General features: G+C 53.8%; 23 protein-coding genes and 3 tRNA genes. 11 read left to right on the forward strand and 15 right to left on the reverse strand.

Annotated features, from left to right (window positions below):
• Window positions 1–154: 154 nt before the first annotated feature.
• The 7 genes from AC0Z7K_RS15785 to AC0Z7K_RS15815 all read right to left on the reverse strand — a co-directional run bounded on the left by AC0Z7K_RS15785 (window position 155) and on the right by AC0Z7K_RS15815 (window position 6,513).
• Entirely contained in the window at window positions 155–943 is a 789-nt protein-coding gene (locus AC0Z7K_RS15785; protein WP_485615130.1) for a TatD family hydrolase, read from the reverse strand.
• Window positions 940–2,151 (reverse strand): patatin-like phospholipase family protein, encoded by a 1,212-nt coding sequence (locus tag AC0Z7K_RS15790; protein ID WP_485615131.1) that lies wholly within the window; start codon window positions 2,149–2,151, stop codon window positions 940–942. Before AC0Z7K_RS15790 ends, AC0Z7K_RS15785 begins: the two co-directional genes overlap by 4 nt.
• A 270-nt stretch (window positions 2,152–2,421) precedes the next feature.
• The gene (locus tag AC0Z7K_RS15795) at window positions 2,422–2,583 is read right to left on the reverse strand and encodes a DUF1328 domain-containing protein (RefSeq protein WP_013577105.1); all 162 of its coding nucleotides are present in this window, start codon (window positions 2,581–2,583) and stop codon (window positions 2,422–2,424) included.
• A 347-nt stretch (window positions 2,584–2,930) separates the two neighbouring features.
• Complete coding sequence (osmY, locus tag AC0Z7K_RS15800) at window positions 2,931–3,521, reverse strand: molecular chaperone OsmY (RefSeq protein ID WP_112168170.1); 591 nt, start codon at window positions 3,519–3,521, stop codon at window positions 2,931–2,933.
• A 434-nt stretch (window positions 3,522–3,955) separates the two neighbouring features.
• Complete coding sequence (gene prfC, locus AC0Z7K_RS15805; protein WP_485615132.1) at window positions 3,956–5,545, reverse strand: peptide chain release factor 3; 1,590 nt, start codon at window positions 5,543–5,545, stop codon at window positions 3,956–3,958.
• A 142-nt stretch (window positions 5,546–5,687) separates the two neighbouring features.
• Complete coding sequence (gene rimI / locus AC0Z7K_RS15810) at window positions 5,688–6,131, reverse strand: ribosomal protein S18-alanine N-acetyltransferase (RefSeq protein WP_413527756.1); 444 nt, start codon at window positions 6,129–6,131, stop codon at window positions 5,688–5,690.
• Window positions 6,100–6,513, reverse strand: coding sequence for a DNA polymerase III subunit psi (locus AC0Z7K_RS15815; RefSeq protein ID WP_413527755.1), 414 nt, complete (start codon window positions 6,511–6,513; stop codon window positions 6,100–6,102). The genes rimI and AC0Z7K_RS15815 overlap by 32 nt, the downstream gene beginning before the upstream one ends.
• A 114-nt stretch (window positions 6,514–6,627) precedes the next feature.
• On the opposite strand from AC0Z7K_RS15815, the gene rsmC reads away from it, so the two are divergent.
• Entirely contained in the window at window positions 6,628–7,674 is a 1,047-nt protein-coding gene (gene rsmC / locus AC0Z7K_RS15820) for a 16S rRNA (guanine(1207)-N(2))-methyltransferase RsmC (protein WP_485615133.1), read from the forward strand.
• Between the two features lie 42 nt (window positions 7,675–7,716).
• Here rsmC and AC0Z7K_RS15825 read toward each other — a convergent pair whose 3' ends face one another.
• A complete protein-coding gene (locus AC0Z7K_RS15825; RefSeq protein WP_485615134.1) occupies window positions 7,717–8,709 on the reverse strand; it encodes an aldo/keto reductase in 993 nt (330 codons plus the stop codon).
• A gap of 123 nt (window positions 8,710–8,832) precedes the next feature.
• Here AC0Z7K_RS15825 and AC0Z7K_RS15830 point away from each other — a divergent pair, with 123 nt between their 5' ends.
• From AC0Z7K_RS15830 to AC0Z7K_RS15845, 4 genes are all read left to right on the forward strand, one after another.
• Window positions 8,833–9,771: a LysR substrate-binding domain-containing protein gene (locus AC0Z7K_RS15830; protein WP_485615135.1), complete on the forward strand. Its 939-nt coding sequence runs from the start codon at window positions 8,833–8,835 to the stop codon at window positions 9,769–9,771.
• A 194-nt stretch (window positions 9,772–9,965) separates the two neighbouring features.
• Window positions 9,966–10,051: transfer RNA gene (locus tag AC0Z7K_RS15835), tRNA-Leu, on the forward strand.
• Between the two features lie 36 nt (window positions 10,052–10,087).
• A tRNA-Leu gene (locus tag AC0Z7K_RS15840) sits at window positions 10,088–10,173 on the forward strand.
• A gap of 40 nt (window positions 10,174–10,213) precedes the next feature.
• Window positions 10,214–10,300, forward strand: a tRNA-Leu gene (locus tag AC0Z7K_RS15845).
• Here AC0Z7K_RS15845 and AC0Z7K_RS15850 read toward each other — a convergent pair.
• Together AC0Z7K_RS15850 and AC0Z7K_RS15855 are read right to left on the reverse strand one after the other, a co-directional pair.
• Window positions 10,263–10,397, reverse strand: a complete 135-nt coding sequence (locus AC0Z7K_RS15850) for a hypothetical protein (protein ID WP_274611815.1) — start codon at window positions 10,395–10,397, stop codon at window positions 10,263–10,265. The genes AC0Z7K_RS15845 and AC0Z7K_RS15850 overlap by 38 nt on opposite strands.
• Window positions 10,398–10,446: 49 nt before the next feature.
• Window positions 10,447–10,728: a DUF1435 domain-containing protein gene (locus AC0Z7K_RS15855; RefSeq protein ID WP_413527751.1), complete on the reverse strand. Its 282-nt coding sequence runs from the start codon at window positions 10,726–10,728 to the stop codon at window positions 10,447–10,449.
• 278 nt (window positions 10,729–11,006) lie between these two features.
• Between AC0Z7K_RS15855 and AC0Z7K_RS15860 the strand changes: the two genes are divergently transcribed.
• Window positions 11,007–12,101 (forward strand): GGDEF domain-containing protein, encoded by a 1,095-nt coding sequence (locus AC0Z7K_RS15860; RefSeq protein WP_413527750.1) that lies wholly within the window; start codon window positions 11,007–11,009, stop codon window positions 12,099–12,101.
• A 380-nt stretch (window positions 12,102–12,481) separates the two neighbouring features.
• On the opposite strand, the gene rhaR is transcribed toward AC0Z7K_RS15860, so the two are convergent.
• Both rhaR and rhaS read right to left on the reverse strand, forming a co-directional pair.
• Window positions 12,482–13,333 (reverse strand): HTH-type transcriptional activator RhaR, encoded by an 852-nt coding sequence (gene rhaR, locus AC0Z7K_RS15865; RefSeq protein ID WP_413527749.1) that lies wholly within the window; start codon window positions 13,331–13,333, stop codon window positions 12,482–12,484.
• Window positions 13,334–13,415: 82 nt separating this feature from the next.
• Window positions 13,416–14,243 (reverse strand): HTH-type transcriptional activator RhaS, encoded by an 828-nt coding sequence (gene rhaS / locus AC0Z7K_RS15870; protein ID WP_213051412.1) that lies wholly within the window; start codon window positions 14,241–14,243, stop codon window positions 13,416–13,418.
• Window positions 14,244–14,587: 344 nt separating this feature from the next.
• Here rhaS and rhaB point away from each other — a divergent pair, with 344 nt between their 5' ends.
• The 5 genes from rhaB to rhaM all read left to right on the forward strand — a co-directional run bounded on the left by rhaB (window position 14,588) and on the right by rhaM (window position 19,858).
• Window positions 14,588–16,072, forward strand: coding sequence for a rhamnulokinase (rhaB, locus tag AC0Z7K_RS15875; protein ID WP_485615136.1), 1,485 nt, complete (start codon window positions 14,588–14,590; stop codon window positions 16,070–16,072).
• Window positions 16,069–17,325 carry an L-rhamnose isomerase gene (locus AC0Z7K_RS15880; RefSeq protein WP_213051413.1) on the forward strand — a complete coding sequence of 419 codons (1,257 nt, stop codon included), beginning with the start codon at window positions 16,069–16,071 and terminating at the stop codon, window positions 17,323–17,325. Before rhaB ends, AC0Z7K_RS15880 begins: the two co-directional genes overlap by 4 nt.
• A 55-nt stretch (window positions 17,326–17,380) precedes the next feature.
• Entirely contained in the window at window positions 17,381–18,205 is an 825-nt protein-coding gene (gene rhaD, locus AC0Z7K_RS15885) for a rhamnulose-1-phosphate aldolase (protein WP_485615137.1), read from the forward strand.
• Between the two features lie 134 nt (window positions 18,206–18,339).
• On the forward strand, window positions 18,340–19,488 hold the full coding sequence (gene fucO, locus AC0Z7K_RS15890; protein ID WP_485615138.1) for a lactaldehyde reductase: 1,149 nt from the start codon (window positions 18,340–18,342) through the stop codon (window positions 19,486–19,488).
• Between the two features lie 55 nt (window positions 19,489–19,543).
• A complete protein-coding gene (gene rhaM, locus AC0Z7K_RS15895; RefSeq protein WP_112168361.1) occupies window positions 19,544–19,858 on the forward strand; it encodes an L-rhamnose mutarotase in 315 nt (104 codons plus the stop codon).
• Here the strand turns inward: rhaM and AC0Z7K_RS15900 are convergent.
• The 3 genes from AC0Z7K_RS15900 to AC0Z7K_RS15910 form a co-directional block, all read right to left on the reverse strand.
• Window positions 19,833–22,070, reverse strand: coding sequence for a YgiQ family radical SAM protein (locus AC0Z7K_RS15900; RefSeq protein ID WP_485615139.1), 2,238 nt, complete (start codon window positions 22,068–22,070; stop codon window positions 19,833–19,835). The two genes, rhaM and AC0Z7K_RS15900, sit on opposite strands and share 26 nt — an antisense overlap.
• A 178-nt stretch (window positions 22,071–22,248) precedes the next feature.
• Complete coding sequence (locus tag AC0Z7K_RS15905) at window positions 22,249–23,901, reverse strand: glycerone kinase (protein ID WP_485615140.1); 1,653 nt, start codon at window positions 23,899–23,901, stop codon at window positions 22,249–22,251.
• A 144-nt stretch (window positions 23,902–24,045) separates the two neighbouring features.
• Window positions 24,046–25,413, reverse strand: coding sequence for an L-serine ammonia-lyase (locus tag AC0Z7K_RS15910; protein ID WP_413527743.1), 1,368 nt, complete (start codon window positions 25,411–25,413; stop codon window positions 24,046–24,048).
• Between the last annotated feature and the right edge of the window lie 99 nt (window positions 25,414–25,512).

Raw genomic sequence — 25,512 nt, forward strand, 5'->3', positions numbered from 1 at the left:
AACACGCGGGGATCACCGACCGGTAATCTTGTGAGTAATGTTATAATAATAACATTTCAAAGAGAACCGAATTCTTACCGTGCGGTAAATCCACGTGAGAAACAGTGTGATGAATATAAAAAATGTTATTTAAATCACAAAATGAATGAACATCTTACAGCGCGGCAGGAAGATTGAATACGCGACGGGTATTGGTGAGCAGCGCATCGGCAATCTCTTGCGGCGATTCACTGCGTAACTGGCACAACGCCTCAAACACCGTGGCGGCGCGTTCCGGGCGATTGGGTTGCCCCTGAAAACCCTGCAGCGGCATATCCGGCGCATCCGTTTCCAGCAGCAAAGAAGACAGCGGCAATTGCGCCATCACCTGACGGGTTTTCTGCGCGCGTTCATAGCTGATGGTACCGCCGACGCCAATCGCAAATCCCAGTTTGATAAACGCCTGCGCCTGAGAAAGGCTGCCTGCAAATCCGTGTACCACGCCGGTCGCCGGAAGTTGCGCCTGACGCAGCATCGCCGCCAGTTGATCGTGGCTGCGGCGCGAATGCAGGATCACCGGCAGCGCCTCACGTTTTGCCAGCGCGAACTGCGCTTTCAGCAGCCGCTGTTGCTGCTCAAACATCGGCGTTTCCATATACAGATCCAGCCCGATCTCACCGACCGCCACCACGCGCGGACAGTGCTGGCTAAGCAGTGCATCCAGCTGCTCCAGATCGTTATCTTTATGCTGCGCGATATACAACGGATGCAGGCCCAGCGCGGCGTACAGCGGCGCGAAGTTTTTTGCCAGCGCGAGAATGCCGTCAAAACGATCGGCGGTCACGGCGGGAACGATGATTTCCCGTACTCCGGCCTGTTCCGCCAGACGCAGGCTTTCAGTTTCCGCGCCGGCAAACGGCGGAAAATCAAAATGGCAGTGCGTATCGACGAAGTGAAAACTCACAGCTTATCGCCTTCGCTGGCGGAGTAATGCTCCACAGGATCCATGTCAGCAGAAAGGTTTGGCGAACGATGATCTCCCACCTGGTTGTCCGAAAACGCGGCCGGGCGCACCACGCCACCGTCGGCCACCATGTCAGTGAGCACGGCCGGATCGAGTATAATCTGTTCGACGTTGCTGGCTGCGGCGGCCAGCGGCGTTTGGTGTTCCGGTTCGTTTGCGGGCACGACTACGCGCTGCGGACGCGTCGGGCGCGGCGTCACCTGAGGATAAGGGCGCTCGTTTTCACGCGGCAACAGCCAGTGGGCAGCTGCCGACAGGAAATACCGGCCACAGCGGCGTCCCAGATGATAATCCTGGTTGAGCGCCGGCAAGCGGCTGCCAAGCGCGTGGCTGGCGAGCGGCTTCGGCGGGAAGATTTCGAAAATCCGCACGTCGCCCGGTGGATTCTCAATAAATTGCTGAATGCGGTGATAGCTGCTTTCGTGGTGCTGCATCATGCGCACCAGCTGCTGGAGACTACTTTCGCTCAGCCATTGCTCCATGCGCTTCATCCACTGCGGCGTGTAGAACATCGCCGAAGGCACGGTGCGGATCACCACAATGGTATCCGCGCCCCGACGGTAGGCTTCTTCCACCGGGATCGCATCGCTGATGCCGCCGTCCTGATAGCTGATACCGTCCAGATCGACGCCCATGCGATAAAAACCCGGAATGGCACTCGAGGCTTTGATCACCGGCAGCCAGTTCTCGCGCGTTGGCGCAAAATAGTTGGCGGTGTAGTCATCACTGCGGCAGGCGCACATCAGAAACTCGCGGCCGTCGATCAGCAGCTTCTCCGCGCTTTCCATCGCCAGCGGCATGTTTTTCGCGGTTTCATCTACCAGCCAGTCGAGATCGATAAGATGTCCTCCACGCACAAAGCGCAGAGGATTGAAGAAATCAGGGCTGGTGGTGTAGCGGGTAATCACTCTTCGGGCGTAGCCGGGTTGTCCGCATACGAAGGCCGAAAGGTTTTGCGCACCCGCGGAAGTCCCCAGATATAAATCGAAGGGATTAAAATTGGCACGCTGAAATTCATCCAGCACACCGGCGGTAAAAATGCCTCTCTGCCCTCCCCCTTCGCACACCAGAGCAATCTTGCCCGGCCGGTAAGGTTTGTACGCCAGCGGTTCTATATTCCCCAGCGTGACAGGTATTCTGTATCCCAACGCATCGTCCTCACACAATTAGCCTCAGCGGACAGGCCTCTATTCTGAGCATACCTTGTCTGCCGGGTTTGAGTGAGTTTCTTACCAAAATGTGAGGATAAAATCGTTACCTCTTGTTAACGGAATTCATTAATCAAACACATCATTCCATAAAAAAAGCATCGCCCCCTTATCTGAACACACTGCAATTAAGCAATATCTTCAGACAAGAGGGCGATGCGATTTTTACTGCGGTATGTCTGCTAACGTTATGACTTCATAACGTTATTGTCAGAGTCGTTTACGACCGGTAAACAAGCTGACCAGGAACAGAATGATACCGACTACGAATACGATTTTTGCAGCCCAGGCAGCTGTACCAGCCAAACCACCAAAACCCAGTGCCGCCGCGATCAACGCGATGATTAGAAAAATAATGCCCCAACGAAACATAAGCTTCTCCTTTACCCTATATATTCACTTTGCCAGTTTAAAAAGGTGACACTCCTACTTCCGGTCTGAAGTCTCTGTGTACATTGTCTTGGTGACACTTTATTAGCCGGCAATTACCGGAGATAAAAATCATCACTTACCTAATAAAGATAGTCGGAAAAATGAAAGTGTTAGGGAAAACCAACGCTTATTTTTCAAAATCAATGTTCATAAGTGTTACGAGAGTCTTCTGTCCCGAACAATGTGCAGGAGGTACGTTATATCGTTATATGTTGTTCAAAATATGTCGTTCAAAACTGGCGCCCTGCCCGCGGCGGGACGCCATGTACTGCTGTCGTTCTGCGAAATTACGGTGCGACTTTCAGGTCGTTTTTAACGCTTTTCACGCCATCAACGGTCTTCGCAACGCTTTCAGCACGGTCGGACTGTGCCTGGTCTTTCACATCACCGGAAAGCTGTACAACGCCCGCCGTGGTTTCTACTTTCACGTTACGTGAAGGAACGATGTCGTCGGCCAGCAGTTTGGCTTTTACAGAAGCCGTCGTGGCGGAGTCACCGGCGTAGCCTTTCACGCTTTGTTCGCTTTTGTCTTTGGTGTGCAATTTGTCACTGACAGATTTCACGCCTTCAACTTTGGTCGCTGCGGCAACGGCCTGCTCAGCTTCAGCCTGTGAGGCTACGAAGCCGCTCAGGGTCACGACACCGGATGTGGTGGTCACAGAAATGTCGGTGCTTTTAATGGCTTTATCATCTACCAGTGCACTTTTCACTTTTGCTGTGATGGCGCTGTCGCCCATGTAGTTATCAACTTTCTTCATGGAACTATCGATTTTTGCACCTGCGCTATCAGTTGTGGTTGCGGCCAGAGCGCTACCACTCATCAGTGCAGTACCCAGAACGACGGCCATCATTGAATAGGCAAATTTAGAGTTTTTCATCGATTTCTTCCTTTCAGTTTATGGGCCCTAATCTTGAACCCGGTACGCCACATTATGGTGACGCCTTCTAACAAATTGTATTGCTGCTGTATTTACTTCCTTTGTAGCAGAGTACGTCGTTTTATTCGGGCTTTTCATCGCCTTTCGATATAACACTCTGCTTCGTCACATCTAAGCAGTGCTTTACGCCACTGTTTTGTGAACACACATTTAATATAGTCAAGAATGTCCAAAAGAGTAGAGCGATCGGCGATTACAGGGCCGAATGCAGACAAGTCTTAAGATTTCGCGGGAAATATGGCCGAATTTCGGTCACAAAGGAGAAAAAATGCACAACGGGAAATGTGAGGGGCGTAACAAAACATAAGATAAAATGCATAAAAAAGACGGCACAGTGGCCGTCTTCAGATCAAAAACCTATGCGGGCAAAAAAATTAATGCTCGCGGGTCTTGCGGAATTTCACTTCAGGATAACGCTCAGAAGCCAGATTCAGGTTCACCATCGTCGGGGCGATATACGCTAAGTTATCGCCGCCATCCAGCGCGAGGTTGATTTCGTTCTTACGTTTGAATTCTTCGAATTTCTTCACGTCGTCACATTCAACCCAGCGGGCGGTTGTCACGTTGACGGATTCGTAAATCGCTTCCACGTTGTATTCGCTTTTCAGGCGCGCGACGACCACTTCGAACTGCAGAACACCTACCGCGCCGACGATCAGATCGTTGTTGGCGATGGGACGGAAGACCTGAACCGCGCCTTCTTCTGACAGCTGAACCAGCCCTTTCAGCAGCTGTTTCTGTTTCAGTGGATCACGCAGACGGATACGACGGAACATTTCAGGGGCAAAGTTAGGGATGCCGGTGAACTTCATGTTCTCACCCTGGGTAAAGGTGTCCCCGATCTGAATCGTACCGTGGTTGTGCAGACCAATGATGTCGCCGGGGAACGCCTCTTCGACGTGCGAGCGGTCACCGGCCATAAAGGTCAGCGCGTCGGAAATCACCACGTCTTTGCCAGTACGTACCTGACGCAACTTCATGCCTTTTTCGTATTTACCGGACACCACGCGCATAAACGCCACGCGGTCACGGTGTTTCGGATCCATGTTGGCCTGGATCTTAAACACGAAGCCGGTGAATTTCTCGTCGTCGGCTTTCACTTCGCGCACGTCGGTTTTACGCGGCATCGGGGCAGGCGCCCAGTCCACCAGACCGTCGAGCATGTGATCTACACCGAAGTTACCCAGCGCAGTACCGAAGAAGACCGGCGTCAGTTCACCCGCAAGGAAAGCTTCGTGTTCGAACTCGTGCGATGCGCCCTGCACCAGCTCCAGCTCTTCACGCAGCTGCTTTGCCAGATCTTCACCGACGGCGGCATCCAGCTCAGGATTGTTCAACCCTTTCACCGTGCGCACTTCCTGAATGGTGTGACCTTTACCGGTCTGATACAGATACACTTCGTCTTTATAGAGGTGATAAACCCCTTTGAACAACTTACCGCAGCCGATTGGCCAGGTAATTGGCGAACAGGCGATTTTCAGCTCACGTTCGACTTCATCCATGACTTCCATCGGATCGCGGATATCACGATCGAGTTTGTTCATGAAGGTCAGGATCGGCGTATCGCGCAGACGGGTAACTTCCATCAGCTTGCGGGTACGGTCTTCGACCCCTTTCGCGGCGTCGATTACCATCAGACAGCAGTCGACGGCGGTCAGCGTACGGTAGGTATCTTCGGAGAAGTCTTCATGCCCCGGGGTATCGAGCAGGTTAACCAGACACTCTTTATACGGGAACTGCATCACTGACGTAGTGATGGAGATACCACGCTGTTTTTCCATTTCCATCCAGTCGGATTTGGCATGATGGCTTGAGCCACGGCCTTTTACCGTACCGGCGGTCTGGATAGCGTGTCCGAATAACAGGACTTTTTCAGTAATAGTCGTTTTACCGGCATCGGGGTGAGAGATGATGGCAAATGTGCGGCGCTTAGCCACTTCAAGGGCGTATTCACTTGGAGACATGTTTTTCACGTTTCTGCGGTTGGTCCGCCCTGCATAGGATTTCACATCACGTCAGAAGGACGTCAGGCAAAGCGGTAATAAAAGTTATAGCCAGCTATTTTCACTGATTTAGTCGGGATGGGCAATCAATGGTTTTTTTGGGCTATCCCAGCGGCAGCGCCATCATAATGGCGTCCTCGCGGCCTTGTGCGGCAGGATAGTAATTACGACGGATGGAGAGTTCGTTAAAGCCGAGGCTTTCATACAGCGCGATGGCTTTGGTGTTGGAAGCACGCACTTCAAGCCAGAGCGTGAAAACGTCTTTTTTCTCAAGCTGTTGGATGATGTCTTCCAGCAACGTTCGGCCTAAGCCCTGACGCTGGAAAGCCGGATCGATGGCGATATTGAACAGCGTGGCTTCGTCGAGGACAATTTGCGTGATCGCAAAACCGGCCATCTCGTCGCCCTGCATGATTTTGAGATTCAGATAGCGCTCGCCCTGATTGCTGGCCAGAGTGTTTTCGGTCCACGGAAACGCGTGACTGGCCTGTTCAATCTGGAATGCGCGGGGAAGATCAGCGGGCGTCAGGATAGAAATCGGGTTCATTTTCACAAATCTGCTGCCAGAGCGCGCGTTTGGCGCCGGCATCTTGATAAAGCTCGGCCAGAGCCGGGCTGGATAACTGCGTTCCGGCGAGCGTCAGCGGTTCGCTTAAGCCCAGTCGCCAGACATTGCAGCGGGTATCTTCAGGCAACATCGTCACCTGTTCCGGCGTCAGGCGGTAAACCTGCCCGCCGGTGAGCGCCAGACTAAGCAACACGTCGCGCACCAGTGGATCATCTTCAGCGGGCGGTACGTCTGCGACGATCAGTAATTTTGTGTCCGCAGGCAGGCTGACGGCGACTTCGCCCTGCAAAACCGCAGGCCGGCGCAGCGTCCACTGGGTAATGCCCAGCTGTTGTAACAGCGTATCTCTTCTGGATGCCATGCCCGATCCCTGCCCGTTGAATAGCTAAAAAGCCCGGCTATGCTAGCAAACACATCGAACATGCGCCAATAAACCTCTATAATCGCCAGCCAAACCCTGAGGAGCCTTATCCTGATGTCTGCATTAACTCCGGCCAGTGAAGTCATACTGCGCCATAGCGAAGAATTCGAAGGCCGCCGCGTCCTGTTCGCCGGCGACCTGCAAGACAGCTTGCCTGCTGAAATTGACGCCGAAGAAGTCCGCGTCCACACCAACATGTATCACCACTGGCAGATGCTCAGCAAAACCCTGGGCGACAACGTGCAGTTCGGTTTACTCGCCGACGCCGGGCTGATTGCCCCTTGCGATGTGCTGATTTATTACTGGCCGAAGAGCAAGCTCGAAGCCAAATTCCAGCTGTTCAACCTGCTGTCACAGCTGCCGGTCGGGATCGACGTTTTTGTCATCGGCGAAAACCGCAGCGGCGTTCGTAGCGCGGAAACTACGCTGGAAGGCATTTGTGAAGTCAGCAAAATCGACAGTGCCCGTCGCTGCGGTTTGTATCATGGCCGTCTGGAAAAGCAGCCTGATTTTGATGCTGATGGCTGGTGGGATGAGTACATGGTCGAGGAAGTGACCATCAAAACCCTGCCGGGCGTCTTCAGCCGTGAAGGTCTGGACAGCGGAAGCCTGTTGCTGATCAATACGTTTGAAGAGCCAGTCAAGGGCAAAGTGCTGGATATCGCCTGTGGTTCCGGCGTTCTGGCGTCTGTGCTGGCAACGTACTCGCCGAAGATGAAAATCACGCTCAGTGATGTGAGCGCAGCCGCTATCGAAGCCAGCCGCGCCACGCTTGCCGCCAATGAACTGGTCGGCGAAGTGATTGCCAGCAACGTCTATTCCGACATTGATGGCCGTTTCGATATGATCATCTCTAATCCACCGTTCCATGAAGGCCTGCAAACTAGCCTGCATGCGTCCGAACAATTGATCCGTGGCGCAATCAGCCATCTGAACATCGGTGGTGAACTGCGCATTGTGGCTAACGCCTTCCTGCCTTATGCCGCACTGCTCGATGACGCGTTTGGCAGCCACGAAGTGCTGGCACAGAATGGCCGCTTTAAAGTGTACAAAGCCGTTCGTGGTCGCGCACCGCGTGATACGAAAAAGAAAAGACGTTAATCAGCCGTTCACGTGCCTGTGCTGATAAAACGGACAGGTAGATCAGACACTGAGGATGCGCATCATTTCTGTGTTGTAGCGATCCCCTGCTGCCACGCGGAAAGGAAAGACTGCTTCGATCGCCGCGATTTCGGCTTCACTCAGGGAGACATCAAGCGCGGCGATGTTTTCCTCAAGATAATGACGACGTTTGGTGCCAGGGATCGGCACCATGTTCTCACTGCGCGACAATACCCACGCCAGCGCCAGCTGCGACGGTTTCACCCCTTTTTCCTGCGCCAGTTCTCCGATTTTCTCTGCCAGCTGCAAATTTTTCGCAAAGTTATCCCCCTGAAAGCGCGGGCTCGCGAGACGGTAATCATCCGCATCCAGATCATCAACCGAACGGATTTGTCCGGTCAGAAAACCGCGGCCCAGCGGGCTGTAAGGCACAAAACCAATGCCGAGGCGTTCGCATGCGGGAAGGATCTCAGCTTCCACATCGCGCGACCACAGCGAATATTCGGTTTGCAGGGCGGTGATCGGATGAACTGTATTTGCCCGCTCCAGCGTGCTTACTGACACTTCACTCAGCCCGATGTAACGGATCTTTCCTTCACGTACCAGATCCGCCAGCGCACCGACCGTATCTTCCACCGGTACGGACGGGTCAGGGCGATGCTGATAATAAAGATCGATAACGTCAGTGCCCAGACGCTTCAGGCTGCCTTCAACCGACTGGCGGACATAATCAGGATGACCGTTGGTGGCGCGAGCATGGGGATTGGCCGGATCGCGCACAATGCCAAATTTGGTGGCTAAAAAGACTTTATTGCGCCGCCCTTTCAGAAAACGTCCGAGCAACTCCTCATTAGTGTGCGGGCCGTATACGTCGGCGGTGTCGAGCATCGTCACCCCTATCTCCAGCGCACGTTCCAGCGTTGCCAGTGACTCTTTCTCATCCAGACCGGTAGTGTAAAAATCGCTCATGCCCATGCAGCCCAAACCGAGCGCAGAAACCATCGGACCATTTTTTCCAAGCTGACGTTGTTTCATCTGACTTTCCTTATGACATGAAGGGGTAAGTAATGCCATGAAGTGTGATTGTTATTCCGGGAAAGATAAATCAGCGAAAACGTGCAAGACTATTCATCAATCGCGAACAATCCCGGAGACAATATGGATCAGTTTCAGGCAATGAAAATCTTTGTGCGCATCGCCGAGCTGGAAAGTTTTAGCCGCGCGGCTGAAGATCTGGTTCTGCCTCGCGCCACGGTCAGTACCACGCTAAAGCGGCTGGAGCAGCGGCTGGGCGTCCGCCTGGTTTTGCGCACCACCCGTCAGGTGAAAATCACTGAAGAAGGCAAAATTTATTATCAGCGCTGCCTGCATTTACTGGCGGCACTGGAAGAAACGGATGCACTGTTCGCCCATCATCAAATACAGCCCTCGGGCACTGTGCGCATTGATATGCCGCACTCGGTGGCGCGCGAACGGGTGATCCCAGCGCTGAAGGCGTTTTATCAGCGTTACCCGCAGATAAACCTTATTCTCAGTGCCAACGACAACGCCATCAATCTGCTGGACCAGGGTGTGGACTGCGTGGTGCGCGCCTGGCCATCGGAAGACGATAATCTGCAATCCCGCCACCTGACCGACTTAGTGCAGATTACCTGCGCGTCTCCGGCGTATCTGACACAGTTCGGTACACCGCTCACGCTTGCCGATCTCGGCTCGCATCACGCCGTCGGCTACTTTTTCGCACATCAGCGGCCTGAAACGCATCTCGAATTTATTGCGGACGGTGCGACGGAAAAAATTCATCTCAACAGCGTACTGACTGTCAGCGGTGCCGACGCCTACGTCGCGGCGGGGAAAGCAGGCTTTGGGTTGATTCAGGTGTCAAAGCTGGCGGTTGAGCAGGAACTGGCGCTGGGCGCGCTGATTGAAGTACTGCCGGAACTCCTGCCACCGCCGATGCCGCTGTACATCATGTACCCGCCTGGCCGTTTTCTGGCACCGCGTATCCGCGTGCTGCTGGACTGGTTGATCGCGCTGTTTTCAGCACAGGATTGTGCTGTGGAGCAAAAGGGCCTTCATGGAAAGATTGTTGAATAAACCATCAATTAACCTGATGAAAATATCACCCATTGATCTATTCACCGTGGATATGGTGTTTTTTACATCAAACGTCCGGAATGGGGGAAATAACTGTTGACGCCTGTGGGAAAATCTCTAGAATTCGCCCCCGTGGTTGTGTTACTTGCTGATGACATTCTGATGAATGGATCGACACAGTAATCAATTGGAACGCGATGGTGGCGGAATTGGTAGACGCGCTAGCTTCAGGTGTTAGTGTCCTTTGGATGTGAGGGTTCGAGTCCCTCCCTTCGCACCAATACAATCACGAGATTTATATTGCACGGCACGGTAAGCGATGGTGGCGGAATTGGTAGACGCGCTAGCTTCAGGTGTTAGTGTCCTTTGGATGTGAGGGTTCGAGTCCCTCCCTTCGCACCAAACCGGTGATATAAATCAGCAGTAAGCAGAATTCATCTGTGCGAAGGTGGCGGAATTGGTAGACGCGCTAGCTTCAGGTGTTAGTGTTCTTACGGACGTGAGGGTTCAAGTCCCTCTCTTCGCACCACATGAATCTGTTCTTCCGCTTTTCCTTCCTGCATTAACTCTCTCGTTTTCAAAAAGTAAAAAATCCCTGCGGCTTTGTTGTGTTTTCTGTTTTTCATTTCGCTCGTTCCTTTTCAATAACAATCACTTATTGCTTGTCTCATTTCACTATAGACTAAAATTCAACGTCACAGCGGCCAGACCGCCTGCCAGCGCCATAAATGAAGGCAAAAGCATATAGTGGCGTAACGTCCGGTGGAACAGCATCCCCAGCGTGATCAGCATCGCGACCACGACCAGTACGCGTAACTGATCCAGGGTCATATGCGCCATCGCCAGCAATGGCATCAGCGCGCAAGGCAACAGCACACCCCAGCCGCTGGTCAGACGCTTACCCAGCATCCACACAACCGCCCAGATCCCACATGCCATGACAATCGCCGGTATCATAACCCTGCTCCTAATGATGATAATGAGAACTAATATCATATAGGATTTTTTCTCATTTACCACCTATTTACAGCGCGCTGCCTCGTGGAGGTGACACTTACAGATAAAAGTGCTAATTTTAAGGCCGTAAAAAGTATTCATGACCGACAATATTCATAGAAATCTAATAATTACGTATCACAACCATTAGCCTGCCGGCAAAGAAATAATAGCGGCATAGGGCGATAAGATTTTTTATCTTTTCAGACCAACAACACACGCAAAATAGAGTAAATTTGATGATATCTCATTCCTATGATGAGTTGCTAAAAAGCAAACATCGACTGGCTATGTTGTTATTCTTTTTTTTAAATAGTGCCACTGCGCTATTTTCTATGGTTTATCCTCCGGAGAAAGCGACGTCGGTTCCCGCCCCGCTGGTGATTATTTTTGTGCTTTGCTTTGCCGGATTAGTATTCTCTTTTTTCTCAAAGAAAAATTACTCAGCCCATCTGAATGTATGCTCGATAATTGTCGGATTATTTTGGGCATGGCTCATTGCATTACGGTTTCAGGAAATTGGCGAAGTGGATAAAAACTATCTCCTGGTCAGTTTGCTCAGTATTTTCTTTATCAGCGCTATTGCGCTGTCAGATAATTTCCTCGCTTTTTGCCTCCACGCAGTACCAGCGACGCTGTGCGTCGTGTTTTTGGATGATTTTCAGCACGTTGGCCGCATTTTATTCACCGTCTCACTGCCGCTGATCGGCCTGTGGTTGCACCATCTGATGCTGCGCCGCAGTGATGAATTCACCCGCAGGATGCTGTCGAATCTCTACAGTGAACGGGAAAAGTTTAGCGATCTCAGCATGCTGGATCCGCTCACCGGACTGTACAACCGGCGCGGGCTGCAAAACAAGCTGGAGACGCTGTTCAGTCAGGCCTCGGGCCATTACGTGATGCTGCTCGATATCGATCACTTCAAGGCCTATAACGACAACTACGGCCACACCATGGGCGATCAGGCGCTGGTGCGGGTGTCAGCAGCGATCCGCGACGCCGTGCGGTCACGGGATGTCGTCGTACGCTACGGTGGCGAGGAGTTTCTGGTGCTGATGTCAAACGTGAAACAGGAACACGCCGTACGCATGGCCGAACGAATTCAGAATAAAGTGCTGGCGCTGAATATCCCGCATCTTTTTAATGCTGAAGTCTCCACGCATGTCACGGTGAGTGCCGGGCTGGCTGCGCTTGAGGACGGTAACTTTATTCATGCATTAGGTCAGGCCGATGTTTCGCTGTATAACGCCAAAAACAGTGGCCGTAATAAAATATTCTATGCGTGGGAAGCAACTGAAAAATCACAAACATTGAGCGAAGAAAAATTGGCCTGAAAGTAACATTAATAACAATGCGTTTATTGTTATTAATGTTATCCCTCTGACATTGGTAGCTCGTTCATATTTTCCAGTAACGGTAATGCATTCATATTTCCTGCATAACCATTCAAATTTCAGACAAAAAGAGGGAAGACTAACAGATAAGATCCCCGTTAAAGTCACTGGCAGAAGTCACTTTTCTTTTTCTTGTTTTATCCCCCCCCCTGACCCGCGGTAAATAATGTTTAGTAAAGATATTCCTATAGCATTAAAAATTCGGCCTGCCCTGCTCCTTCAAACCCCTTTTTTATTTTTCCCGCACCCAGGCAACAAGCCCTAATTTATTGTTTTAAATCGACATTAGGATTTCGTATCCATTAGTAAAGTGCCTTGTCCTATCTTGCGATACCTGTCTGAGAGGTAAAACGTTGCCGGTAATCACGCGGTGATACGCCACAGGCGCGGTTAAATACCACCGAGAAGTAATTACTGTCATCAAAGCCACACTCCGCCGCCACATCACTGATGGTCATATTGCCATAGCGCAGCAGACTCATCGCCCGGCAGATCCGCAACTGACGCAGGTAGTGGGTCACGCTCATCCCGGTGTGCTGCTTAAATAGCGCCCTTAAAGCACGGGGGTTAAGCTGATGCTGGCGACAAAACGTCTCCAGATGGAAAGGCTCGGCGATCCCCGCCCGCAGCGCCATGAGCAGTAAATCCAGTTGATGGGCATCGGGCAGTACACCGCTGTCTGGCTGATGACGAAAACGCAGCAGCAAAAGTGAAAGCTGCATCAGCAGGGCTTCACTCAGCTGTATGGAAAGCGGCTCCGACTTCATGCACTCCTTCGCCAACTCATCGACCTTGTCACGCAGCACCGACATTCCCAGCGTGCTCAGCCGCCAGTAGCGTTGATCCTGCGCAGAGTGCTCGCCAGGCAACAGTTGCGCCCAGTCTGCGGCCAGCCGGAAACGTTCGCGACAATAAAGCACGTTATCCAGCGCCAGCATATTGACGGACTCATAGCTGTGACGATCTTTGGCGTTGATATAAAACAGGTCGCCACAGGTGATGGGATAAGGGATGTCATTCCAGATGTGTACGCCGTTGCCGCGCCAGACAATCACCAGCTCGTCGAAATCATGATCGTGGCTGGGGAAATCCGCCTGCGGATGGCGTTCGGCCACCACCACGGAGTTCATTCCGGTCAGAAAGAAGTCATTTTTATTCAATTTCAGCGACATAGCAGCAATCTCAAACCCGTTTGACAACAAAATAAACGAGGCGGCTCAGGCACGCATTGCCATGAGCCGCGAGAGGTGTCGCTTAACGTAACTGGTCACGCATGAGTTTTGGCGACACCGAAAATTCCCGACGGAACTGCGTCGAAAAGTGGTTACTGTCACTGAACCCGCAGGCATAGGCAATATCGGTAATACTTTGATCGCTATGATGTAAACGCCGGCGCGCCTCAAGCAGGCGCAGACGGTTCAGATACCGCTGCGGCGTCAGACCGGTGTAATGCTTCATCTGCCGGTGCAGGGTGCGCAGCGCCAGAGAAAAACGTTCGGCGGCCTCGGTCCAGTTAACTTCCTCACTGTAATGTGACTGGAGCCATTGCAAAAGTTGATTGACCTTGTTTTCAGAGGTGTCTCGCAATTGTGGCTGGAAACAGTCCTGATACAGCAGGATCAACAGCTGTAAAAACAGGCTTTCGCGCGTGGCGATATGTTCCATCTCAATGCTGTCTGGCAGTGCTTCCAGCTGCGCGATGCACTCCAGCACCTGCGCCAGAACATGCGGGCTGAGCTGCCAGTGAATTTGCGACTGATAATGATGTTCCTGTGGCAGAAAATGGCCGACGTCCTGAATAAACCGGAATGCTTTGGGTGAGCGGAACAACACGTTGGTGAGACGCAAATTCTCCACATTTTCAAACAAGTGGTGATCGCTGGCACGCACAAAACAGACGGTGCCGGCGGTCAGTGTATAGGGATGGTCATTAAAGATGTGCACGCCTGAGCCGCTTTCCACCAGCATAATTTCGTGGAAATCGTGGTAGTGCTCCGGAAATACGCTTTGCGGAAGACGTCGCTCGACCGTCACAGTCAGCTCGGGTGCCGCAAAATAATCATCACCCTTCAGTAACGTCATTTATCGCCTCCGGTTTGGGAGATTAATCATTCATCGTGAAACAACCCTACCCTGCGCCCGGAGTTCTTACCTTCAAACCGCAGCGTAAAAAACGGCATAACCTGTCATTTTTTTAAGATTCACCCCGCTGTGATGCGGATCTGCGGCAAAGATCACAAAGGCCGTTTACGCGTTACCCGGCGTTTTCATCGCGTGGTCCGATAAGGCTTTGAGCTGAAGTGTGATCTGCCTCGCATCTACCTTTTTGATGCTGCCATCCCGCTAAAACCCGTGGCAATCACCGGAAGGTGCGCCCGAAAAGCCTCCCCTACACTGGGCAGCATATTCAATAAGGAATGGCTGCTATGAGAACCCACCATCTTGCCGCTATTGATCTCGGCGCTTCAAGCGGCCGCGTCATGCTGGCCACGTTTACCCGCCAGGAACCTGATTCAGCGGCCACGCTGACGCTGAAAGAAATTCATCGTTTCCCGAATAACCTGACGCGCACTGATGGCAAGGATACGTGGGATCTGGATGATCTCGAGAAGCACATTCTGGAAGGATTAAACCGTCTGGACGCTTCCGGTATTCCCCTCGACGGCATCGGTATTGATACCTGGGGCGTGGATTTCGTGTTGCTCGATGAACAAGGCCAGCGGGTGGGTCCTGCGGTGGCGTATCGCGACAGCCGCACCGACGGTGTGATGGCGCGGATGGAAAAGCTGATTGGCCGCCACGTGATTTACCAGAAAACCGGCATCCAGTTCATGCCTTTTAATACACTGTATCAGCTGAGGGCGCTGACCGAACAACAACCTGAAATCGCGAGTAAAGCCGCGCATCTGCTGATGATCCCGGACTATTTTCTCTTTCGCCTTACCGGCCAGCTCAACTGGGAATACACCAACGCCAGCACTACGCAAATGCTCAATATCACCACCGGCGACTGGGATGAAGACCTGTTGAATCTGGCAGGTGTTCCGCGCCGCTGGCTGCAAAAACCCACTCAGCCAGGCAACTCTCCCGGCCTCTGGCACAGCCCGCGCGGGCGCAGCGTGCCCGTTTTCAGCGTCGCCACGCATGACACCGCCAGTGCCGTCGTTGCGGCACCGCTCACCAGTTCCCACAGCGCCTACCTCAGCTCCGGCACCTGGTCGCTGATGGGCATCGAAAGCCCGAAAGCGTTCAATCATGCGGAGGCGTTACACGACAACATCACTAATGAAGGCGGCATCAATGACAGTTTTCGCGTGCTGCGTAACATCATGGGATTGTGGCTTTTTCAGCGCGTTTGCCGCGAACTGAACATTCAGGATTTGCCTTCGCTCATCACGCTGGCGAAGAACGTCCCGCCGTTTACCTACCTTATCAACCCGAACGAAGACCGCTTTATTAATCCGCCGTCGATGGTCAGCGCCATTCGCGAAGCCTGTCAGCAGGCGGGCGAGGCGGTACCTGAATCACCGGCCGAACTGGCACGCTGCATTTTCGACAGCCTCGCCATGCTGTATCGCAAAATTGCGCTGCAGCTGGCGGATTTGCAGGGCGCGCCGCTGGAAGACATTCACATTGTCGGCGGCGGAAGTCAGAACCAGTTTCTTAATCAGCTGTGCGCCGATGTCTGTCAGGTCAAGGTCAGCGCCGGGCCGGTGGAAGCCTCCACGCTCGGCAATATCGGCTGCCAGTTGATGGCGCTCGGTGCTGTCAAAGACACCGCTGAATTTCGCCGCATCGTCGCCACGAACTTCGAGCAACACCATTATCTTCCCCGTATTCACGCGGATTTCGCTATTCACTGGCGCCGTTTTGAGGCGCTCTGTCACGTCAATGAGGAGCTCGCAGTATGACTTCATCAATCGATCACGCATGGACGCTTGCTAAAGAACGCTTTGCGCAGCTGGGCATTGATGCCGAAGCCGCAATCAAACAACTCGATACCCTGCCGGTTTCCATTCATTGCTGGCAGGGGGATGACGTCGCGGGATTTGAGAACCCGGAAGGCGGGCTGACCGGCGGGATCCAGGCCACCGGCAACTACCCCGGCAAAGCGCGAAATGCGCAGCAGCTGCGCGCCGATTTAGAACTGGCGATCTCCATGATCCCCGGCCCTAACCGCCTGAACCTGCACGCCATTTATCTTGAATCCGACAAACCCGTTGCACGCAATGAAATCGAACCGAAACATTTTACCGGCTGGGTAGACTGGGCGAAGAAGAACAAGTTGGGTCTGGATTTCAACCCTTCGTGCTTCTCGCATCCGATGAGCGCCGACGGATTCACGCTGTCGAGCGCCAATCCGCAAGTACGCCAGTTCTGGATCGAACATTGTCAGGCCAGCCGCCGCGTCTCCGCTTCGTTTGGCCGCGCACTGGGCACGCCGTCGGTGATGAACATCTGGGTGCCGGACGGCATGAAAGACGTCACCGTCGACCGTCTGGCTCCGCGCCAGCGCCTGATGAGCGCGCTGGATGAAGTGATTGCCGAGAAGTTTGATCTCAGCGAACACATCGACGCCGTCGAAAGTAAGCTGTTTGGCATCGGTTCGGAAAGCTACACCGTTGGCTCCAATGAATTCTATCTTGGCTACGCCGCCAGCCGTGGCACCGCACTGTGCCTCGATGCAGGCCATTTCCATCCGACCGAAGTCATCTCCGACAAAATTTCTGCCGCGATGCTGTATGTGCCACGTTTGTTGCTGCACGTCAGCCGCCCGGTGCGCTGGGACAGCGATCACGTCGTGCTGCTCGATGATGAAACGCAGGCTATCGCCAGCGAAATCGTGCGCCATAACCTGTTCGACCGCGTTCACATCGGGCTGGATTTCTTCGACGCCTCGATCAACCGCATCGCCGCCTGGGTGATCGGCACACGCAACATGAAAAAAGCGCTGCTCAAAGCCCTGCTTGAGCCGACTGATTTACTGAAAAAACTGGAAGTGGAAGGCGACTACACCGCACGCCTGGCGCTTCTGGAAGAACAAAAATCGCTGCCGTGGCAGGCAGTCTGGGACATGTATTGCCAGCGCCACGACGTGCCGGTCGGCGGTCAGTGGCTGGATGCCGTCCGCCATTATGAAACCAGCGTGCTGTCAAAACGCTGATCCATGCCTTATCGCAACGCCGAAACGCATTCACCTTATTTGCAGGAAAGTTCAGATGAAAACATTGTTTAGCTCGTGGTTTGTACAAGGCATGGTCAAAGCGACCACCGATATGTGGCTGAAAGGTTGGGATGAGCGCAACGGCGGTAACGTCAGCATGCGTCTGTTGCCGGAAGACGTGGCCCCATACAAAAATGATTTTTATGCCCAGCCGCGCCGCGTTGAACTGACGCAGCACGCGCCGGATCTGGCAAACGAATACTTTATCGTGACCGGTTCCGGTAAGTTCTTTCGCAATGTGCAACTCGCTCCTTCCGAAGCGCTGACAGTTATCCAGCTCGATGACAAAGGCGCCAGCTACCACATCCTCTGGGGGCTGACCGCCGGCGGATTACCAACGTCAGAACTGGCGTCACATCTGCAATCTCACGCGGTGCGTAAACGCGTCACCCAAGGTCAGGATCGCGTGATCATGCACTGCCACGCCACCAACCTGATCGCACTGACCTACGTGCTGGAACTCAACAGCGCCAAGATCACCCGCAAGCTGTGGGAATGCAGCACCGAATGTCTGGTGGTATTCCCGGACGGCGTCGGCATTGTGCCGTGGATGGTGCCGGGCACCGACGGCATCGGCGCGGCGACCTCCGATCAGATGCAGCATCACAGTCTGGTGTTGTGGGCGTTCCACGGCATCTTCGGCTGCGGCCCGACGCTCGACGATGCTTTTGGCCTGATCGATACCGCCGAAAAATCCGCGGAGATTCTGGTTAAAGTGATCTCCATGGGCGGCATGAAACAGACTATCCAGACCGATGAACTGATTGCCCTCGGCAAACGTTTTGACGTCACGCCTTTCGAAGCGGCATTAAAAGCCTGATCCGGCGGATCCTGCTCCGGAAAATATAAATCCTGCACGGGGAACAGAGGATGCTCCCCGTAGCAAGAACTGGCAAAGACCCTGGAGCATCGCCACACAGAACATCAGTTCTATTTACTCACAGAGGGATTTTTATGAGTTTTATGTTGGCACTTCCTAAAATCAGCCTTCACGGCCAGGGCGCAATCGACGATATGGTGGCGATGCTGGCGAACAAAGATCACGGCAAAGCGCTGATCGTCACCGACGGTCAGTTAGTCGAACTCGGTCTGCTCGATGGCTTATTCTCCGCACTCAAAAATGTCGGGTTACCTTACGCGCTCTTCGGTGGGGTCGTTCCCAATCCAACCTCAGAAATTGTCGATGAAGGCTTCCGCCTGTATCGCGAAAATCACTGTGATTATCTGATCGCCTTCGGCGGCGGCAGCCCGATTGATACCGCCAAAGGCATCAAAATTCTGACCGCCAATCCGGGACCGGTCACGCGCTATTCCGGTGTTGGCAACGTCACCAGGCCGGGCGTCTTTCTGGTGGCGATCAACACGACCGCCGGGACAGCCGCCGAACTCACCAGCAATGCGGTGATCATCGACAGCCAGCGTCAGGTGAAAGAAGTCATTATCGACGCCTGTCTGATCCCGGATATCGCGGTGGACGATCCGTCGATTATGCTCAAGATCCCGGCGGACGTAACCGCCGCGACGGGCATGGATGCGCTTACCCACGCTATCGAAGCTTATGTCTCTGTCGGTGCACATCCGCTGACCGACCCGACGGCACTGGCGGCGATTTCGACCATCACCCAATGGCTGCCGAAAGCGGTCGAGCACGGTGATGACATCGAAGCACGCGAAAAAATGGCGCAGGGACAATACCTGGCGGGCATGGCGTTTAACAGCGCTGGTCTCGGGTTAGTTCACGCGATGGCGCATCAGCCGGGGGCGACGCACAACCTGCCGCACGGCGTTTGCAATGCCATTTTGCTGCCGGTGGTAGAAGAGTTTAACCGTGCGTGCGCACCGCAGCGCTTTGCCGATATTGCCCGCGCGATGGGCGTACATACGCAAAGTATCAGCGAAACGCAGGCCAGCATCGCGGCGGTCGAGGCTATCCGTGTATTGTCTAAACGCGTAGGGATCCCATGCGGTTTCAGGGAGCTGGGAATTGTGGAAGCGGATATCGAAAACTGGCTCGATAAAGCGCTGGCCGACCCGTGCCTGCCGTGCAATCCAAGAACACCAACGCGGGAAGAAGTGCGTGAGCTATATTTGAAAGCGATGTAATTTCTTTAGCTCCTCCCCCTGCGAAGGGGGAGGAGCAATCCAACCAGGAGCAAATATGATCCGTAAATCCTTCGTTATGCAGATCAACCCGAATGCGCATGCTGAATATCAGCGTCGGCATTCTCCGATCTGGCCGGAACTGGCGGAAACCCTGAAAGCCCACGGCGCGCATCACTACAGTATTTTTCTCGATGAAAAACGTAATTTGCTGTTTGGCTATGTCGAAATCGAATCAGAAGAGAGATGGGATGCGGTGGCGAAAACGGATATCTGCCAGCAGTGGTGGAAGCATATGGCAGACGTGATGCCTGCCAATGCCGATAACAGCCCGATAAGCAGCGATCTTAAACCGGTCTTTTACCTCGATTAACGCTTCGATTTGCGCCTTTTCCCTGCGCGTCCGGTTTCCCGGCTGCGACCGGTTTTTTACCCGCACGTGACGCCTCTGGTTTCCCTTTTCCCGTTCCCGGATTCTGTGCTTTCGACGCCGTAAAACGGGTAGTCGCAGGCCGTGCGATCCCCGAGCGCGGCGGAGCAAATCGCGGATCAAAACCATCCGGCGGCACCAGGCAATCCGGGCGAACGCCGATCAGACGACGCATTCCCATGGCTGTCAGCGCTTCGCGGATCACCGGCCAGTTCACCGGATCGTGATAACGCAGTAACGCTTTGTGCAACCGGCGCTGACGATCGCCCTTCGGCACTACGACGTCTTCGCTTTTGTAATCCACTTTGTTGAGCGGATTTTTGCCGCTGTAATACATGGTGGTCGCGCTGGCGAGCGGTGACGGATAAAAATTCTGTACCTGATCAAGGCGGAAGCGGTTCTGCTTCAGCCACAGCGCCAGATTGATCATATCTTCGGTGCGCGTGCCCGGATGCGCAGAGATAAAATACGGGATCAGGTACTGTTCTTTACCCGCCTGTTTCGAATAGCTGTCGAACAGCTCCTTGAAGCGGTCGTAGCTGCCCATGCCCGGTTTCATCATCTTCGACAGCGGCCCGGTTTCAGTATGCTCCGGCGCGATCTTCAGATATCCACCCACGTGATGTTCAGCCAGCTCCTTGATATAGCGTGGATCTTCCACCGCCAGATCGTAACGCACGCCCGATGCGATCAGGATTTTCTTGATGCCCTTCAGGCTGCGGGTACGGCGGTAAAGATTGATGGTTGGCTCATGGTTGGTGTCCATGTGCGTACAAATTTCCGGATACACGCAGGAGGCGCGGCGGCAGCTTTGCTCGGCTTTCGGCGACTGGCAGCGCAGCATATACATGTTGGCGGTCGGCCCGCCGAGATCGGAAATGACCCCGGTAAATCCCGGCACATTATCGCGGATCTCTTCGATTTCACGGACGATCGACTCTTCGGATCGGCTCTGAATGATCCGCCCTTCATGCTCAGTGATCGAGCAAAACGAACAGCCGCCATAGCAGCCACGCATGATATTGATCGAAAAACGGATCATGTCATACGCCGGAATGGTCGCCTTGCCGTAAGACGGATGTGGCACGCGCTGGAACGGCAGCGCAAACACTTCGTCCATCTCTTCGGTGGATAACGGGATCGCCGGCGGGTTGATCCACACGTAACGATCGCCATGTTTTTGCATCAATGCCCGCGCACAGCCAGGGTTGGTTTCGTGATGCAGAATCCGCGAGGTGTGCGCATAGAGCACTTTGTCGGCCTTCACTTTTTCAAATGACGGCAGCAGGACGTACGTTTTCTCCCACGGCTTGGGTTTCGGCGCACGCACGGTCACCGGCTGCGGCGCGTCTGGCGCGGGCAGTTCACCTTCTGAACAGAGTAAATCTTCACCGTACGGATTCATGATAGGTTCGATGCGACCCGGTTTATCCAGCCGCGTGGAATCCACCCCGCTCCAGCCGACCAGCGCCGTTTTACGCATCACGGCGGTATTACGCACGTCGTGAATATCGGTAATGGCCTCGCCTGCCGCCAGACGGTGCGCGACTTCCACCAGCGGACGCTCGCCGTTGCCGTAAATCAGCATGTCAGCTTTGGAATCCACCAGCACCGAGCGGCGAACGGTATCTGACCAGTAATCGTAATGCGCGATGCGGCGCAGGCTGGCTTCGATGCCACCGAGCAGCACCGGCACATCGCTGAACGCCTCTTTGCAGCGCTGCGTATAGACCAACGTGGCGCGATCCGGACGCTTGCCGCCCACGTTGTTTGGCGTATAGGCATCGTCGTGGCGCAGTTTGCGGTCAGCAGTGTAGCGGTTGATCATAGAATCCATGTTTCCTGCGGTCACGCCGTAGAACAGATTCGGTTTTCCCAGCCGCATAAAATCGTCTTTGTTGCTCCAGTCCGGCTGCGCGATGATCCCGACACGAAAACCCTGCGCTTCCAGCATGCGGCCAACGATCGCCATGCCGAAACTCGGGTGATCGACATACGCATCACCGGTCACCACGATAACATCACAGCTGTCCCAGCCGAGCTGATCCATTTCTTCGCGGGTCATCGGGAAAAACGGCGCAGTACCGTAGCATTCGGCCCAGTAACGCGGGTAAGAAAACAGAGTGCGTTCGGGTTGGATCAGGCTGATTGGCATAAAAGGTCTTCGTTCGGCGGCAAATAATTGGCCGCAAATTATACGGGTATGGCCTCAGTGGTGGGCGAGCAAATGACCTAAAACTGTTTTAGATCAATTCTGCGACATATACAAAAAAAGGCCTGCCGGTTTCCCCGCAGGCCTTTTGTTTATTCACCAAAGCGTTGTTATCCGAACACTATTTTTTCGCCAGTGCCTCGAAGACTTTTTCGACCGCCACGGCGCCCGGATCTTTCACGCCTTTCAGGCTGTCACTGCTGAGGTATGACGAACGTCCGGCATTGGCTTTCTTCATGCTGGCCGTGTCTTTCGCGCCTTTGGCTGCTGCTTTGGCCGCGCCTTTCAGGGCATCTTTTTTGCCCAGCGCTTCCAGAGCCGGTTGCAGCGCATCGATCATCGTACGATCGCCGAGATCGGCGCCGCCGTAGTGCTTCATGCGTTCAAGACCAAACAGCAACGCTTTCGGCAATTTTTCGCCTTCTTCGAATTTCTTACCGGCAGCGGTAAAGAAGATCGACATCAGCACGCCGCTCGATCCGCCCATCACTACCGCCAGACGATCGCCGATCACGCCAAGCAGATCCGCTACATTATTGAGCGGCAGTTTTTTGGCTTTGTTCTGTTTCTGAATATCGCGCGCGCCGGTGGCAAAGGTCGAACCGGTATCGCCGTCGCCGACTTTGGCATCGAGCTTGTTCAGCTCATCTTCCAGTTCGGAAAGTGTCTGGGTAATAGTTTCGACAATTTTGCTGACTTGCGCGTTCGAAGAGGCTTTAGCGGTTTTCTTCTCGCTGATTTTCTTGCCTTTCTTCGTCGCCAGTTTTTCCAATTTAACCAGAGGCTGCCAGCCGGACGCTTCAACGTCTGCCAGCAACGCTTCTTCAATACCGCCTTTGAGCGCAATTACCGACAGAGAGAAACCTTTCATATCCAGCGCACTGACCAGCGACGCGGGGCCTATCAGATAACGGATCGAACCGCCGAGCGCCGAATGCACCACTTCTTTGGTCAGCTGGCTCATCTCCAGCGGAGAAACACCGCCGAGGTTGTTGATTAGCACTGCCAGTTTGTCGGATTTCTTCACATGTGCCTGAAGCTTTTCGACCAGCGTATCCACCACTTTTTTGCTGTTCTGGGTTTTCATCTTCGACACGCCTGGCTCGCCGTGAATGCCCAGACCCAGCTCGACATGGCCTGATTCGATACGCTGTTCTTCTTCATCTTCGCCGCCGCCCGGCAGGCTGCAACCGGCCATCGCCACGCCCATGCTGGCAGTGGCATCAATCGCCTGCTGCGCGATTTTGGTGACCTCTTTCAGGGATTTTCCCTGCTCGGCGGCGTAGCCGGCGATTTTGTGCACCAGCACCGTACCGGCGATGCCGCGCGGCTGTTTGTTGTCCGGCAGGGAGATATCGTCTGAGACCATCACCAGTTCGACGTCATACCCCATGCCTTTGGCTTTCTCCGCCGCCAGCCCGAAATTCAGCCGGTCGCCGGTGTAGTTTTTGACGATCAGCAGACAGCCCGCTTTACCGGTCACCGCCACAATCGCGTTCAGCACTGCATCGACGCTCGGCGAGGCAAACACTTCGCCGCAGACCGCGGCGGTCAGCATTCCTTTGCCGACGAATCCGACGTGCGCCGGTTCGTGGCCGGAGCCGCCGCCGGAGATCAAGGCGACTTTTTTCTTATCCCAGTCGCGGCGCACCACGACGCGGATCGCCGGATCGACGTCCAGCTTCGCCAGATTTTTGTAGGGAGAGGTCAGGATCACCCCTTCGATAACATCGTTAATCAGAGTCTTGCGGTCATTCATGAAAAATTTAGACATGCCGGACGTTTCCTTTTAACTGTTTTCCAGGTGTTTTGAGGGACTACATAAATTTTTTGATAACCAAAACATAGCACAGGAGAAAAATCGGGAAGGAGACGAGAAAGGCGGTTTCCCGCCTTTTCGGAAATGAAGAGGAAAGAATCAGTTACAGGCGAGGACTTTAATTGCCAGGCCGCCAGTGGACGTTTCGCGATACTTGGAGTTCATATCTTTGCCGGTTTCGTACATGGTTTCGATGACTTTATCGAGACACACGCGCGGTTCGCTGGTGCGGCGCAATGCCATGCGCGAGGCGTTCACCGCTTTCACGGCAGAGATCGCATTGCGTTCGATGCACGGCACCTGAACTTGTCCGGCCAGCGGATCGCAGGTCAGCCCGAGATGATGTTCCATAGCGATTTCCGCTGCCATAAACACCTGCGCGGTGCTGCCGCCCAGCAGTTCGGTCAGACCCGCCGCCGCCATCGAACAGGCGACGCCAACTTCGCCCTGACAACCGACTTCTGCGCCGGAAATCGAGGCGTTCATTTTAAACAGAATGCCGACCGCGCCGGAGGCAAGGAAGAAACGGCTGTATGAATCAGGGCTTATCGGGCGGATAAACTGATCGTAGTAGGTCAGCACCGCAGGAATAATCCCGCAAGCGCCGTTGGTCGGTGCGGTAACCACGCGGCCGCCCGCGGCATTTTCTTCGTTCACCGCCATCGCGTACATGTTGATCCAGTCCACGACGCCCATCGGATCGACGTTATTTTTATCCTGCGTCACCAGAATGCGGCGTAGCGCAGCGGCGCGGCGGTTGATTTTCATCGGACCGGGCAGCAGCCCTTCGGTGTGAATACCGCGCGTAATGCCTTCACTCATCACGTTCCAGATTGCCGCGAAGTGATCGCTGATTTGTGCGCGGGAATGGCTCGCCAGTTCGTTTTGCAGCATCAGCGCCGAGAGCGAGAGGCCGGTATCAATGCAATGCTTTTGCAAATCACTGGCGGACTGGAACGGGTACGGACGCACTACCGGATTTTCATCCTGCAGGCCGAATTTACTGGCTTCGACGATAAAGCCGCCGCCAATGGAATAATAGGTTTGCGTGTACAGCAGCTCGTCGCCGTTAAAGGCACTGATCGACATGCCATTTTCGTGAAGCGGCAAATTGCTGGTGTGGAAATTCATGCCGGAACCGGCCGGGAAATCCACCTCTTTTGCGCCCTTGCCCAACATCAGACGTCCGGTGGTTTCCACCTGACGGATAAACGCCGGGATCGCATCGATATCAACGTCGTCCGGCATATTGCCGGCCAGCCCCATAATAATGGCCAGATCGGTATGGTGACCTTTACCGGTCAACGATAAAGACCCGTAAACGTCTACCACCACGCGGGTGGTCTGTGCGAGATGACCCAGAGAAATAAGTTCATCAGTAAATATTTTCCCGGCTTTCATCGGGCCAACAGTATGCGAACTGGAAGGACCAATACCAATTTTGAAAATATCGAAGACGCTGATCACGGTGGACTCCATGTCTGAATAGGATGACGGGAAAGAATAAGAAACAGGTAGCAGAAAGCAGTGAGCGAATTCTTTCCGCTCACTGTATTAACATATTTT

It is taken from the genome of Rahnella sp. 1L-D-7-B-C2 (assembly GCF_057290995.1).